Origin of the sequence: Streptomyces sp. NPDC006235, from assembly GCF_040613735.1 — a bacterium.
Taxonomy (GTDB): domain Bacteria; phylum Actinomycetota; class Actinomycetes; order Streptomycetales; family Streptomycetaceae; genus Streptomyces.
Map to the genome: position 1 here is coordinate 114,258 of NZ_JBEXSR010000017.1, position 13,410 is coordinate 127,667.

General features: G+C 73.1%; 12 protein-coding genes. 5 read left to right on the top strand and 7 right to left on the bottom strand.

What is annotated here, in order from left to right; all coding sequences use genetic code 11:
* Nucleotides 1-6 precede the first annotated feature (6 nt).
* Both ABZ192_RS21360 and ABZ192_RS21365 read right to left on the bottom strand, forming a co-directional pair.
* Nucleotides 7-672 (bottom strand): pyridoxal 5'-phosphate synthase, encoded by a 666-nt coding sequence (locus ABZ192_RS21360; protein WP_356926013.1) that lies wholly within the window; start codon nt 670-672, stop codon nt 7-9.
* A gap of 27 nt (nt 673-699) precedes the next feature.
* Entirely contained in the window at nt 700-1,125 is a 426-nt protein-coding gene (locus ABZ192_RS21365) for a pyridoxamine 5'-phosphate oxidase family protein (protein ID WP_150481519.1), read from the bottom strand.
* Nucleotides 1,126-1,359: 234 nt separating this feature from the next.
* Here ABZ192_RS21365 and ABZ192_RS21370 point away from each other — a divergent pair, with 234 nt between their 5' ends.
* On the top strand, nt 1,360-2,574 hold the full coding sequence (locus ABZ192_RS21370) for an NAD(P)/FAD-dependent oxidoreductase (RefSeq protein ID WP_356926014.1): 1,215 nt from the start codon (nt 1,360-1,362) through the stop codon (nt 2,572-2,574).
* Here ABZ192_RS21370 and ABZ192_RS21375 read toward each other — a convergent pair.
* Entirely contained in the window at nt 2,571-3,410 is an 840-nt protein-coding gene (locus tag ABZ192_RS21375; protein WP_356926015.1) for an endonuclease/exonuclease/phosphatase family protein, read from the bottom strand. The two genes, ABZ192_RS21370 and ABZ192_RS21375, sit on opposite strands and share 4 nt — an antisense overlap.
* A 140-nt stretch (nt 3,411-3,550) precedes the next feature.
* Between ABZ192_RS21375 and ABZ192_RS21380 the strand changes: the two genes are divergently transcribed.
* The 3 genes from ABZ192_RS21380 (at nt 3,551) to ABZ192_RS21390 (ending at nt 7,245) form a co-directional block, all read left to right on the top strand.
* Nucleotides 3,551-5,779, top strand: coding sequence for an acetate--CoA ligase family protein (locus tag ABZ192_RS21380; protein ID WP_356926016.1), 2,229 nt, complete (start codon nt 3,551-3,553; stop codon nt 5,777-5,779).
* Nucleotides 5,776-6,570 carry an enoyl-CoA hydratase-related protein gene (locus ABZ192_RS21385; RefSeq protein WP_356926017.1) on the top strand — a complete coding sequence of 265 codons (795 nt, stop codon included), beginning with the start codon at nt 5,776-5,778 and terminating at the stop codon, nt 6,568-6,570. Before ABZ192_RS21380 ends, ABZ192_RS21385 begins: the two co-directional genes overlap by 4 nt.
* Nucleotides 6,571-6,639: 69 nt before the next feature.
* Nucleotides 6,640-7,245, top strand: coding sequence for a flavin reductase family protein (locus tag ABZ192_RS21390; RefSeq protein ID WP_356926018.1), 606 nt, complete (start codon nt 6,640-6,642; stop codon nt 7,243-7,245).
* A gap of 14 nt (nt 7,246-7,259) precedes the next feature.
* On the opposite strand, the gene ABZ192_RS21395 is transcribed toward ABZ192_RS21390, so the two are convergent.
* Nucleotides 7,260-8,375: a class I SAM-dependent methyltransferase gene (locus ABZ192_RS21395; RefSeq protein ID WP_356926019.1), complete on the bottom strand. Its 1,116-nt coding sequence runs from the start codon at nt 8,373-8,375 to the stop codon at nt 7,260-7,262.
* Nucleotides 8,376-8,668: 293 nt separating this feature from the next.
* Nucleotides 8,669-9,991, bottom strand: coding sequence for an MFS transporter (locus ABZ192_RS21400; RefSeq protein WP_356926020.1), 1,323 nt, complete (start codon nt 9,989-9,991; stop codon nt 8,669-8,671).
* A gap of 71 nt (nt 9,992-10,062) precedes the next feature.
* Here ABZ192_RS21400 and ABZ192_RS21405 point away from each other — a divergent pair, with 71 nt between their 5' ends.
* Nucleotides 10,063-11,172, top strand: a complete 1,110-nt coding sequence (locus tag ABZ192_RS21405) for a helix-turn-helix domain-containing protein (protein ID WP_356926021.1) — start codon at nt 10,063-10,065, stop codon at nt 11,170-11,172.
* Here ABZ192_RS21405 and ABZ192_RS21410 read toward each other — a convergent pair.
* Both ABZ192_RS21410 and ABZ192_RS21415 read right to left on the bottom strand, forming a co-directional pair.
* Entirely contained in the window at nt 11,094-12,143 is a 1,050-nt protein-coding gene (locus ABZ192_RS21410) for a Zn-dependent alcohol dehydrogenase (protein WP_356926022.1), read from the bottom strand. The genes ABZ192_RS21405 and ABZ192_RS21410 overlap by 79 nt on opposite strands.
* Complete coding sequence (locus ABZ192_RS21415) at nt 12,143-13,291, bottom strand: acyl-CoA dehydrogenase family protein (RefSeq protein ID WP_356926023.1); 1,149 nt, start codon at nt 13,289-13,291, stop codon at nt 12,143-12,145. Before ABZ192_RS21415 ends, ABZ192_RS21410 begins: the two co-directional genes overlap by 1 nt.
* Between the last annotated feature and the right edge of the window lie 119 nt (nt 13,292-13,410).

A 13,410-nucleotide genomic window follows, 5' to 3' on the forward strand; every position in this document is an offset into this window, starting at 1 on the left:
GTCCGTTCACGGCCACAGCAGTTCCCGTGCCCACCCTTCCTCCGTGCTCCGGTAGCGGAGCCGTACGTGCCGCCGCGCCTCGTCTCCCTGGAAGAACTCCACCTCGTCCGGCCGCAGCCGGTACAGGGTCCAGGACGGTACGGGTGCCTCGGGCTCGCTCCTGGCCCGTTCCCACGCCGCCTGCGAGGCCCGTGCCATCTCCTCCACCGAGCCCAGGAGCTCGCTCTGGCGGCCGGTCAGCGCCGCGGCCAGCGCGCCCGTCGAGCGGGCGTGCAGGTCACCCTGGGCCTCCTCGGACGGAGCCGACGACACCGGGCCGCGCACGCGTACCTGCCGGCCCAGGACCGGCCAGTAGAAGCAGAGCGCGGCGTACGGGCGGGCGCCGAGGTGGCGGCCCTTGCGGCTGCCGGCGTGGGACGCGAAGGACCAGCCGTTCTCGTCGGCGCCGTGCAGCATGACGATCCGTACGTCGGGCAGGCCGGACTCGTCGGAGGTCGCCAGCGACACGGTGTGCGGTTCGGTCTGCCCGGCCGCCACCGCCGCCGCGAACCACTCGGCGAAGAGCGGCAGCGGGGTGTCGGGGGCGGTCGTCGGGTCGAAGGAGGGCAGTCGAGTGACCTGCGGGTCCCAGACCCGCAGCGACCTCAGCAGCTCGTGAGGATCCGTTGCCATGCCCCGATTGTCACCCCGGCGCGCTCCTCACACCTGCCCGAGGTCCGACGACACCCACCGCTCCGGCCGCATCCGCAGCACCAGCTGTTCCCCGTGGTTCTTCCAGGCGAAGTCGACGTAGCCGTCGACCTTGTCGGCCGGCAGGTAGCGCGCCGAGAGCTCGCGGAGCTGGTCGAGGGTGGCGGGGGCCGTGTCGACGACCGGGCCCTCGACCGACACGTACCGGATCGTCGGCTCCAGCCGGTCCACCATCAGCGAGAACCGGCCCGCCGCGCTGATCAGCTCGTTCTTGCGGGAGTCGAGGCCCGTCATGATCCAGATGTCGCCACCGGGCTCGTACTGGTACCAGATCGGCACGGTCAGCGGCGCGCGGCCGGGCCCCGCGTCGACCGCCAGCGCGGCGATGTGCGGCTCGGCCAGGAACTGTTCGCGCTCTTCACGGGTCAGGGCCATTCCGGTCTCCTTCGCGGGGCGTTCCGGTCTCCATCGACGTCCTCTCAACACCGCCTCCGCAGACGGGTGTTCCCGTGCGGGCAGGCCATGGGTCAAGAATGATCACCGGCTCGCCACAACCAGGCCCTCCACACCACCGGCTCCACCCCGCCCCCCTACAGCCGTGATCAATCCGAAACCAATTCCGGTCTTGACCGAGACCCATCAAGCTGATCCGTGGCTACGCTCCCGCTCATGGCCGACTCCACGCCCCCCACACACTCCCCCGCACCCCCCACACCCGACCGCCCCGTCTACGTCATCGGCGGCGGCCCGGGCGGGCTCTCCGCCGCGTACGCGCTGCGGGCCCGGGGCATACGGGCCGTCGTCCTGGAGAAGTCCGACCGCGTCGGGGCGTCCTGGCGCGGCCACTACGACCGGCTGCACCTGCACACCACCCGCCGGCTGTCGTCCCTGCCCGGGCTGCCGATGCCACGGCGGTTCGGGCGGTGGGTGTCCCGGGACAACGTGGTGCGGTACCTGGAGAAGTACGCCGAACACCACCGGCTCGAAGTCGTCACCGGCGTCGAGGTGTCCCGAGTCGAGCGCGCCCCCGACGGCACGGGCTGGCTGCTGCACGCCACCGGCGGCCGGGAACTGACGGGCGCGGCGGTCGTCGTCGCCACCGGCTACAACCACACGCCCCGCGTGCCCGACTGGCCCGGCCGCGACACCTACACCGGCGAGTTCCTGCACGCGTCCGCCTACCGCAACGCCGAGCCCTTCGCGGGCAGCGAGGTCCTCGTCGTGGGCGCCGGCAACACGGGCGCCGAGATCGCCGTGGACCTGGCGGACGGCGGCGCCCGGGTACGGCTGTCCATCCGCACCGTCCCGCACATCGTGCGCCGCTCGACGGCGGGCTGGGCCGCGCAGTACTCGGGCGTCATGGCACGGCACCTGCCGGTCGGCCTGGTCGACCGGATGGCCCGGCAGCTGGGCAGACTGAGCGTGCCCGACCTGTCCGCCCACGGCCTGCCGCGCCCCGACACCGGCCTCTACACGCGGGCCACCGAGGGCGCCGTACCCGTCCAGGACGTCGGTCTGATCGACGCCGTGCGCACGGGCAGGGTGGAGGTCGTGGCGGCCGTGGAGGGCTTCGAGGACGGCAAGGTCGTCCTCGCCGACGGCAGCCGCCTCTCCCCGGACGCCGTCGTCGCCGCCACCGGCTACACCCGGGCCCTGGAGGGCCTCGTCGGCCACCTCGACGTACTCGACGCCCGCGGGAAGCCCGTCGTCCAGGGCCCCCGCAGCCCGCGGACCGCCCCCGGCCTGTACTTCACCGGCTTCACCAACCCGATCAGCGGCATGTTCCGCGAGATGGCGATCGACGCGACGAAGATCGCGAAGGCCATCGCCCGGGACGGCTCGGGGGCGGTGTCTCGACTCCCGGGCCAGGGGGACACCGCCTAGGCCCACCGGCCCGGCGGGTGATCGGGCAGGGTCAGGTCCGTGACCAGGCCGTAGTGGTCGCTCGCGTACACGCCGTCCACCGGTCGCACCAGGACCCGCCGGCACGAGGAGACGCGCAGGGTGGGGCCGTGCGGGCCGCACCGGAGCAGGATGTAGTCGATACGGCGATCCGAGGCCTCGGGCATGTCCCCCTGCCGCACGAGCGGGTTGGCCGGGCTGAACGTGGGGCCCGGTTCCTTGGGATGCACAGCCGACCAGGTGTCCTGGAAGCAGACACTCGTGCCGTCGAGCGACTGGAGCCCCTGGAAGAAGCGCAGGCTGGCGGCCTCGGGGGTGGCGTCGAAGTCGCCGAGCAGGACGGTGTGGCGCACGGGGCGTTCGGCGGTGAGGCCGTCCACGAGCCGGGCGGTGGCGAGCGCCTGCAACTCCCTTTCGTACTCGTAGCCGTAGGGCCAGCTCGGTTTGTGGTGCACGACGAGGATCGTGCCGAAGGGTTCGGGCAGCCGGAGCTCGGCGGCGACGACTCCGCACCAGCTGGTGTGCGCCGTGCGCTCGGTCACCTGGAGGGGGTCCGTCACGGTGTGCCCGAAGGGGTGACGGGCGGCCAGGACGGCCCCCACACCGTCGGGGGACCGGCGAGGGTGCGCCGCGACGTGCCAGCCGGCGTCGACGAGCGCCGCCACGTCCTCGGGGGTGACTTCCTGGAGTGCGAGCACGTCCGGGTCCTGGCGCTCGATCTCGCGGGCCAGGACCGCCCGCCGGCGCGCGCCGTCGGCGTACTGCGGTGCCAGCACGTTCATGGTCATCAGCCGGATACCGGAGGCGGCCTCACTCATGGGTTCAGCGTGGCACACGGCGTACGGACACACAGCCGGCGGGAACTTCACCCGCACTCAACCGTTCCTGACATCACGTCAGTTCGGATAATCTGACAGAGCGTCAGTTAGCGGCTGTCTCACAGGAGCGGGCGGAAACGATGCTTGGATCGACCCACGGCACCCTCACCACCGACTCCCGCCGGACCCGGGCCCTCGCCTGTGGCGAGCGGTCCGGGCCCGTCGTGCACGGCAGGCCGGCCCAGACGGGAGACCTCGATGTCAGCGGGCGTCCGCTGCACGCGGACGTACCCGACCTGGACCGCTTCTTCCGCCCCCGGTCCGTCGCCGTGATCGGCGCGTCCGATGCCGAGGGGCGACCGAACACCGGCATCACGAGGCGACTGGCCGACTGGGCGGAACGGGTCGGGGCCCGGCTGTATCCGGTGCATCCGAGCCGCCCGTCCGTCTTCGGCATGCCCTGCTGCCCTTCCGTCGCCGGTCTGCCCGAGCAGGTCGACCTGGCCGTGGTGCTGGTCGGCGACCCCCTCCCGGTGGTCGAGGAACTGGCCGAGACCAAGGCCCGGTTCGCGGTCGTCTTCGCCTCCGGGTTCGCGGAGACCGGACCGGAGGGCGAGGCCGCCCAGCGGCGACTGGCCGCCGCCGTCGAGCGGTCCGGGATGCGGCTGCTGGGCCCCAACACCAACCTCAACGCCTTCGAGCGGTTCCGCGACGACCTTCAGGGCCCGGCGATCGCGCTGATCACCCAGTCCGGCCACCAGGGCCGCCCCCTCTTCGCGCTCCAGGAACTCGGCATCCGGCTCTCCCACTGGGCGCCCACCGGCAACGAGGCCGACCTGGAGAGCGCCGACTTCCTCTCCTACTTCGCCGAGCAGCCCGAGGTCGGCGCCGTCGCCTGCTACCTGGAGGGGCTGAAGGACGGCCGCTCCTTCCTGCTCGCCGCCGACCGGGCCGCCCGGCGCGGCGTGCCGGTCGTCGCGGTCAAGGTGGGCCGCACCGAGACCGGCGCCCGCACGGCCGCCTCCCACACGGGCAAACTGACCGGCGCCGACGCCGTGGTGGACGCGGCGCTGCGGCAGTACGGCGTGATCAGGGTCGACGGACTCGACGAACTCCAGGACACGGCGACCCTGCTGGCCCGGGCCCGCCCGCCGCGCGCCGACGGGGTCGTCGTCTACTCGATCTCCGGCGGCACGGGCGCGCACGTCGCCGACCTGGCGACGGAGGCGGGCCTGCGGCTGCCGGTGCTGTCGGAGGCGAAACAGGCCGAGCTGCACCAGTGGATACCCGAGTACCTGAGCGTCGCCAACCCCGTCGACAACGGCGGTCACCCGGTCGGCGACTCGCGCGGCCGGAAGATCATCGACGCGATCCTCGACGACCCCGAGGTGGGCGTGCTCATCTGCCCGATCACCGGGCCGTTCCCCCCGCTCAGCGACCGGCTCGTACGGGACCTGGTCGACGCGGCGGAACAGACCGACAAGCTGGTGTGCGTGGTGTGGGGCTCGCCGGTCGGCACCGAGCCGGCCTACCGCGAGGTCCTCCTCGGCTCCTCCCGCGTGGCCACCTTCCGCACGGTCGGCAACTGCCTCACCGCCGTCCGCGCCCACCTCGCCCACCACCGCTTCACGACCGGCTACCGCTCCCCCTTCGACGACGCCCCGCGCACCCCCTCCCCCTCCTACCGCAAGGCCCAGACGCTGATGCGGCCCGGCGAGCAGCTCAGCGAGCACGCGGCGAAGCAGCTGCTGCGGGCGTACGGCATCCGCGTGCCCCGCGAGCAGCTGGTGACCAGCGCGGCAGCGGCCGTACGGGCGGCGGGGCTGGTGGGCTACCCGGTGGTGATGAAGGCCTCGGGCGCCCGGATCGCCCACAAGACCGAACTGGGCCTGGTGAAGATAGGGCTCACCTCCGCGAGCCAGGTCCGCGACGCCTACCGGGAGCTGACCGACATCGCCCGCTACGAGGAAGTCCCCCTGGACGGCGTACTGGTCTGCCAGATGGTCGAGCACGGCGTCGAGATGGTCGTCGGAGTCACGCACGACGACCTGTTCGGGCCGACGGTGACGGTCGGGCTCGGCGGGGTCCTCGTCGAGGTCCTGCGCGACACCGCCGTAGGGGTGCCGCCGTTCGGCGAGGAGCAGGCGCGCGACATGCTCGCCGGGCTGCGCGGGCGGGCCCTGCTCGACGGGGTCCGGGGCCGGCCGCCGGCGGATCTGGACGCCCTCGTCGAGGTCGTCCTGCGCGTGCAGCGCATGGCGCTGGAACTCGGTGACCAGCTGGCCGAGTTGGACATCAACCCGCTCATGGTCCTGCCCCAGGGGCAGGGCGCGGTGGCGCTGGACGCCCTGGCGGTGTGCAGCCGATGACGGAACCCGCCGTCCTGCACACCACCTCCGGCCACGTCCTCTCCCTCACCCTCAACCGGCCCGAGACCCTCAACGCCCTCACCCCCGCCCAGCGGGACGAGATCGTCCGGCTCCTGGCGGAGGCGTCCGCGTCGGCGGAGGTACGAGCGGTCGTTCTCACGGGAACGGGCCGCGGCTTCTGCGCCGGCGCCGACCTCCGGGCCTCGGCCGCCGCACCCGCCGCCCGCGCCACCGGCGATGTCGCCCGCACCCTCCGCACCGGCGCCCAGCGCCTGATCGCCGCCGTCCTGGACTGCGAGAAGCCGGTGATCGCGGCGGTCAACGGCACGGCGGCGGGCCTCGGCGCGCATCTGGCGTTCGCCTGCGACCTGGTCCTGGCGGCCGAATCCGCCCGCTTCATCGAGGTGTTCGTACGCCGCGGCCTGGTCCCCGACGCCGGCGGCGCCTACCTCCTGCCCCGCCTCATCGGCCCGCAGCGCGCCAAGGAGCTGATGTTCTTCGGTGACGCGCTCACGGCGGCGGACGCGCAGCGGATGGGGCTGGTCAACCGGGTCGTCCCGGACGCCGACCTGGACAAGACGTCCCGCGCCTGGGCGGAACGCCTCGCCACCGGCCCGACCCGCGCCCTCGCCCTGACCAAGCAACTCGTCAACGCCTCCCTCGACACCGACCGCGCCACCGCCTTCGCCGCGGAGGCGGCCGCGCAGGAGATCAACATGACGACGGCGGACGCGCAGGAGGGCGTACGGAGCTTCGTGGAGCGGCGGAGCCCCGCGTACAGGGGCTGCTGAGGGGGCTGCCGGCCCTTCCCATCTGATGGTCCGTCAGCTTCAATGGCGCGTGTGATGGGACAAACAGGAATGGCAGAAGCCGCCGTCCGCTACCTCAGGGCGGTCCGCACCGCCGCGCCGGAGCCCGTCGAAGTGCTGCCGCGCCCCGAGCTGCGGTGCGTCGGCGATGACGAACGCGCTCCCGTCGACCCGGCGGAATTCCGCCGCGTCCTCGGACACTTCCCGACGGGCGTGGCGGTCATCACGGCACCCCCCGCCACAAGCACGGGCACCTCCCCCGCCGGCTTCGCCTGTCAGTCCTTCACCTCCCTCTCCCTCGACCCGCCGCTGGTCGCCTTCATGGTCGGCCGCACATCGACGACCTGGCCGCGTATCGCCCGGGCCGGGGTGTTCTGCGTGAACGTCCTCGCAGCCCACCAGAGCGAGCTGTGCCGCGCCTTCGCGGTGAGCGGCGCGGACAAGTTCGCGGGGGTGGCGTACGACGCGGCGCCGGTGTCCGGCTCGCCGCGCCTGTCGGGTGCCGTCGCCTGGATCGACTGCGCGATCCACGCCGTCCACACCGGCGGCGACCACCTCATCGTGGTGGGCCGGGTGGACGCCCTCGGCACGGCAGCCGACGACCCGGACGGACCGCTGCTCTTCCACCGAGGGCGCTTCACGCGGCTGTCGGACTGACCGGCAGGTACCGATCAGGCGACGGCCAGGCGCCACAGCGAGGTGACTTCGGCGGCCCGTACGGCATGCAACGGATCACTCGTGTCCCGCACGCGCGCGTGACGCGGGCGGGTGTCCAGACGGTCGATGACCCGCAGCCCCGCCGTGTCGATGGCGTTCAGCAACGCGCCCCGGTCGCGCAGCCCGAGCCGTTCCGCCAGATCGGACAGCACGAGCCAGCCCTCCCCGCCCGGCTCCAGCCGGCCGGCGAGCCCGTCGAGGAACCCGCGGAGCATGCCGCCGCCCGCGTCGTAGACGCCGAGGTCGAGGCCGGAGGCGGGACGGGCGGGAATCCAGGGCGGGTTGCACACCACCAGGCCGGCGCGCCCGTCGGGATACAGCTCGGGCCCGGTGACACGGACCGCCGACGCGACCCCCAACCGCTCGACGTTGTCCCGGGCACACGCCCGCGCCCGGGTGCTGACATCCGTGGCGACGACCTGCCGGACACCCCGCCGGGCGAGCACGGCGGCGAGCACACCGGTGCCGGTACCGAGGTCGAACGCGGTACGCATGCCGGGGCCTGGCAAGGGCGTCCGTGCCACAAGATCGACGTACTCACTCCTCGTCGGCGCGAACACCCCGTAGTGCGGGTGGATCCGGGCGTCCAGCGCCGGTACGTGCACGCCGTTCTCCCGCCATTCCCGGGCACTGATCACGCCCAGCAGCTCGGTCAGGGCGACGGCCACAGGACCATCGGACGGCCCGTACGCCTCGACACACGCCCGACTCACATCGGGCGCCCGGCGCAGAGCCAGCCTGTGGTGCTCCTCCAGCAGGACGAGCACCTTGCCGAGCACACGCGCACGGTGAGCACGAAACCGCCGGTACAGATGAAAGGTCTCGGCGGGCGTCCCGGCCGCACCGGGCGCGGCACCACGGACACGACGGTCCATGGCACGCAACAACTGCCGCGCGTTCTGAAAATCCCCGCGCCACAACAACGCGGTGCCCTCGCAGGCCAGCCGGTAGGCGACGGCGGCCCTCATCCGGTCGTCGGCGACGACGACCCGACGGGGCAGGGGCAGCCCGGACTCAGAATGCCAGCGGGCGGAACGGGGTTGAGCCTCGACCCAGTGGATCGTGGACACGGCAAACTCCTCGGAAGGCCGAACATGAACGAACCTGCGACGTCACGACGACCACGTCACCGAGAACCATGCCGAGTGTCATCAACGGACCTTCCAAGAGGCGAATGGGCCGGCCTCAGGATAGGCCCAGCCCGGAACCCACCCACCCTCGGCCGCAGGCCGATCGCCGAAGGCGAGCGTTGCTCGCCCTGGTCTGGAGGAGCCCGCACAGCCCCGCCCTGCGCGAGCTGCTCCTGCACAGCCGGCAAGCGTTCACCGGGCCCGACCACGCCTGAACGCGCGAGAGCCCGCTCTCAGGCCACGGCCTCCACCCCCGACCCCGCCCCCCGCCGCCGGATCACCAACGCCATCAGCGCCGCCACCGCGCACAACGCCCCCGACGCGTACCAGACCACGTCGTACGAGCCGAACGTGTCGCGGGCGACGCCGCCGAGGAAGGCGACCAGGGCCGCGCCGACCTGGTGGGAGGCGAGGACCCAGCCGAAGACGATCGCGCTGTCCTCGCCGTAGTGCTCGCGGCACAGGGCGAGGGTGGGCGGGACGGTGGCGACCCAGTCGAGGCCGTAGAAGACGATGAAGAAGATCATCGGGGGCTGGACGCTGGGTGTGACCAGGAGCAGGGGGAGGAAGAGGAGGGAGACGCCCCGCAGGGCGTAGTAGACGGCGAGCAGGCGCCGGGCTTCGAAGCGGTCGGTGAACCAGCCGGAGGCGATCGTGCCGACGACGTCGAAGACGCCGATGACCGCGAGCAGCGAGGCGGCGGTGGTGAGGGGCATGCCGTGGTCGTGGGCGGCGGGCACGAAGTGGGTCTGGAGCAGGCCGTTGGTCGAGGCGCCGCAGATCGCGAAGGTGCCGGCGAGCAGCCAGAACGGGCCGGTGCGCGCGGCCGAGAGCAGGACGGTCACGGCCCGGCGGGCGGCGCCCGGGACCGGTGCGGGCTTCGGTACGAACTCGGTGGCGCCGTACGGCTTCAGGCCCACGTCCGCGGGGTGGTCGCGCAGCAGGAGCCAGACGAACGGGACGACCGCGAGGGCGGCGAGCGCGACCGTCACGGCCGCCGGGCGCCAGTCGTGCCGTTCGACGATCCAGGACAGCAGGGGCAGGAAGATCAGCTGGCCGGAGGCGGACGCGGCGGTGAGGATCCCGGTGACCAGGCCGCGCCGCTCGGTGAACCAGCGGTTGGTGACGGTCGCCGCGAACGCCAGCGCCATGGAGCCGGAGCCGAGACCGACCAGCAGGCCCCAGCACAGCATCAGTTGCCAGGCCGCCGTCATCCACACCGTGAGGCCCGAGCCGAGCGCGATGACCGTCAGGGCGACCGCGACGACCCGGCGGATGCCGAAGCGGTCCATCAGGGCCGCCGCGAACGGTGCCGTCAGGCCGTACAGCGCGAGATTGACTGAGACGGCGGCGCTGATCGTGCCGCGCGACCAGTCGAACTCGTCGTGCAAGGGGTCGATGAGCAGGCCGGGTACGGAACGGAAGGCGGCCGCGCCGATGATCGTCACGAAGGTGACGGCGGCGACGAACCAGGCCCGGTGCACGCGTCGACGGCCGCCGCGGCCCGGCTTCGGCGGCTGCGGCACGACTGCTGCGGCTTCGCTTGTCTGGGTCACGACATAGAGCTTCCGGCCCGCGACCGGCTCCATCGAGTGGCCCGGAGGACAGCATTCGCTAGGATCGGGCCATGACATCGGCCAGCCACTCCCGTCCGGCCGCGGACCCGGCCGCCGGCTTCCGTCCCCACCGCGTGGTCGTCCTCGCCCTCGACGGGCTGCTCCCCTTCGAACTGGGCATCCCGCACCGTATCTTCGGCCGCCCCAAGGACGCCCTGGGACGGCGCCTGTACGAGGTCGTGACCTGCTCGGTCCGCCCACCGGGCCCGGTCGAGACGGACGCCGACTTCGCCATCCACGTCGCGCACGGCCCCGAGGCCCTGGCCGACGCCGACACCGTGATCGTCCCGGCGTCGTACGAACTCGGCCCGGTCCACGACGAAGGCGTGCTGACCGACGAACTGGCCGCCGCCCTCGCCCTCCTCCGGCCCGGCACCCGGCTGGCCTCCATCTGCACCGGCGTCTACGTCCTCGCCGCCGCCGGCCTCCTCGACGGCCGCCCCGCCACCACCCACTGGGCCGACGCCGCGCGCCTCCAGCGGCTCTTCCCCAAGGTCCGGGTCGACCCCGACGTGCTGTTCATCGACGACGGCGACGTGCTGACCTCCGCGGGCGTCGCCGCGGGCATCGACCTGTGCCTGCACATGGTCCGCCGGGACCACGGCGCCGCCGTCGCCAACGACGTGGCCCGCCGTACGGTCGTACCGCCGCACCGCGACGGCGGTCAGGCGCAGTACATCGAGCGTCCGGTGCCCGATCCGCAGCAGGCCTCCACCACCACCGCCCGCGCCTGGGCCCTGGGCCGTCTCCACGAGCCGATCCAGCTGCGCGACATGGCCGCCCAGGAGTCCATGTCGGTCCGCACGTTCACCCGCCGCTTCCGCGAGGAGACCGGCGTCAGCCCCGGCCAGTGGCTCACCCAGCAGCGCGTGGAACGGGCCCGGCACCTGCTGGAGACCACCGACCGCTCCGTCGACCAGGTGGCCCGGGACGCGGGCTTCGGCACGGCCCAGTCGATGCGCCAGCACCTCCAGGCGGCGCTCGGCGTCACGCCCACCGCCTACCGGCGGACCTTCCGGACCGCCAGGGACGAGGCGGGCCGTCAGAACGTGAGCACCCCGCGTGCCACCCGCCCCGCCTCCGCGTCCGCCGCCGCCTTCTCGAAGTCCTCGACCGGATAGGTCCGGGTGACGAGTTCGTCGAGCAGCAGCCTGCCCTGGCGGTACAGCTCGGCGTAGAGGGCGATGTCCCGCTGGGGGCGGGAGGAGCCGTAGCGGCAGCCCAGGATGGACTTGTCGAGGTACATCGACGAGACGCGGAAGGACGCCTCGGCCGTGGCCGGCGGCACCCCGAGGAGGACCGCCTGGCCGTGCCGGTCCAGTGCGTCGATCGCCTGGCGGATCAGCTCCACCCGGCCGACGCACTCGAAGGCGTGGTCCGCGCCCGTGGGCAGGATGTCCCGCACACCCTCCGTCGAGGTGAGGAAGTCCGTCGCGCCGAAGCGGCGTGCCATGTCCTCCTTCGCCGGGTTGGCGTCGACGGCCACGATCCGCAGGGCACCCGCGAGCCGCGCCCCCTGCAGCACGTTCAGGCCGATACCGCCCGTCCCGATCACCAGGACACTGTCGCCGCGGTCCACCCGCGCCCGGTTCAGCACGGCGCCCACCCCCGTCAGCACCCCGCACCCGATGAGCGCCGCCGACGCCATGGGGATGTCCCCGGGGATCCGGACCGCCTGGACGGCCTTCACGACCGTGCGCTCCGCGAACGCCGAGTTCGCGGCGAACTGGTGGACCGGCAGGCCGGCGTGACGGAACGGCCGGCCCGGACGCCCGATCGCCTGCCGGCACATGGTCGGGCGGCCCCGGTCGCACTCCGCGCACGTACCGCAGTTCGCGAGCGTGGACAGGGCCACGTGGTCCCCGGGCGCGACATGGGTGACGCCCTCCCCCACCGCCTCCACCACACCCGCCCCCTCATGGCCCAGCACCACGGGAACCGGGAAGGGTATGGTCCCGTCCACCACCGACAGATCGCTGTGACACAGCCCCGCCGCCGAGATCGCGACCCGCACCTCACCCGGCCCCGGCTCCCGCACCTGAAGGTCCGTGACGACCCGGACCTGTTTCCCGTCGAAGATCACGCCTCGCATCACACGGCCCCCTTGGGCTCCCTGGGCAGACCGAGCACCCGCTCGGCGATGATCGTGCGCTGGATCTGGTCCGAGCCGCCGTAGATGGTGTCGGCCCGGGAGAAGAGGAAGAGGTGCTGCGCCGCGTCCAGTTCGTACGGCGACGCCACCGACCAGTCCGCCGGGCCCACGCTCGCCGCGGCGCCCCGCACCAGGACCGCCAGCTCCCCGAGCCGCTGGTGCCAGCCGGCCCACAGCAGCTTCGCCACGCTCGGTGCCCCCGCGTCACCCGAACCGCCCAGGGTGCGCAGGGCGTTCCAGCGCATGGTGCGCAGCTCGGCCCACTGCCGCACGAGCCGTTCCCGCACGACGGGATCCCCGACCGCGCCCGACTCCACCGCCGCCCGCACCACGCTGCCCAGTTCCTCGGCGAACCCGATCTGCTGCGCCAGCGTGGACACGCCCCGCTCGAAGCCGAGGAGGCTCATGGCGACGCGCCAGCCGTTGCCCTCGCCGCCGACGACGTGCTCCGCGCGCGCGCCGTCGAAGAAGACCTCGTTGAAGTCGCTGGTGCCCGTCAGCTGCCGGATGGGGCGCACCTCGATCCGGCCCGGCTGGTCCATGCGGACGAGGAGGAAGGTCAGTCCGTGGTGCCGCCGCGAGCCGGGCTCGGTGCGGGCGAGCACGAAGCACCAGTCGGCCTCGTGCGCGAGTGACGTCCAGATCTTCTGCCCGGTGACGCGGTAGGTACGGCCGTCCGCCTCGCGCACGGCCGCGGTACGGACACCGGCCAGGTCCGAGCCGGCGCCGGGTTCGCTGTAGCCCTGGCACCAGAGTTCCTCACCGGCGGCGATCGGGGGCAGGAAGCGGGACTTCTGCTCCTCGGTGCCGTGCGCGAGGAGCGTGGGAGCCAGGAGGTTCTCGCCGATGTGCCCGGAGCGCGGGGGCGCGCCCGACCGGGCGTACTCCTCGGCCCAGACCACCTGTTGGGTGAGCGTGGCGGTGCGATTGCCGTACCCACCCGCACCCCACCCGATCCCGATCCACCCGGCCGCTCCGAGCGTGCGCTCCCAGGAGCGGCGGCCTCCCGCCCCCTCGGCGTGCGCAGCGAGCCAGTCCCTGACCTCGCCCCGAAAGTCCTCGTCTTCACGTGCGAACCCGAAATCCACGGTTGCCGCCCCTCGTCCAAAGTGACTGCTGGGATGAGGCTGATGCCGGGTGGGTGGCACGACCTGGCGCTACGGGGTACCGCCCGCGCCCACCCGTGCCGCCTGGGGGCACCTCCCAG

What these genes read in the sequence shown, in the direction of transcription:
- ABZ192_RS21410 (WP_356926022.1), bottom strand. Translation starts at nt 12,143, where the DNA reads ATGCGAGGCGTGATCTTCGACGGGAAACAGGTCCGGGTCGTCACGGAC.
- ABZ192_RS21370 (WP_356926014.1), top strand. Translation starts at nt 1,360, where the DNA reads ATGGCCGACTCCACGCCCCCCACACACTCCCCCGCACCCCCCACACCC.
- ABZ192_RS21390 (WP_356926018.1), top strand. Translation starts at nt 6,640, where the DNA reads ATGGCAGAAGCCGCCGTCCGCTACCTCAGGGCGGTCCGCACCGCCGCG.
- ABZ192_RS21375 (WP_356926015.1), bottom strand. Translation starts at nt 3,410, where the DNA reads ATGAGTGAGGCCGCCTCCGGTATCCGGCTGATGACCATGAACGTGCTG.
- ABZ192_RS21405 (WP_356926021.1), top strand. Translation starts at nt 10,063, where the DNA reads ATGACATCGGCCAGCCACTCCCGTCCGGCCGCGGACCCGGCCGCCGGC.
- ABZ192_RS21380 (WP_356926016.1), top strand. Translation starts at nt 3,551, where the DNA reads ATGCTTGGATCGACCCACGGCACCCTCACCACCGACTCCCGCCGGACC.
- ABZ192_RS21365 (WP_150481519.1), bottom strand. Translation starts at nt 1,125, where the DNA reads ATGGCCCTGACCCGTGAAGAGCGCGAACAGTTCCTGGCCGAGCCGCAC.
- ABZ192_RS21360 (WP_356926013.1), bottom strand. Translation starts at nt 672, where the DNA reads ATGGCAACGGATCCTCACGAGCTGCTGAGGTCGCTGCGGGTCTGGGAC.
- ABZ192_RS21385 (WP_356926017.1), top strand. Translation starts at nt 5,776, where the DNA reads ATGACGGAACCCGCCGTCCTGCACACCACCTCCGGCCACGTCCTCTCC.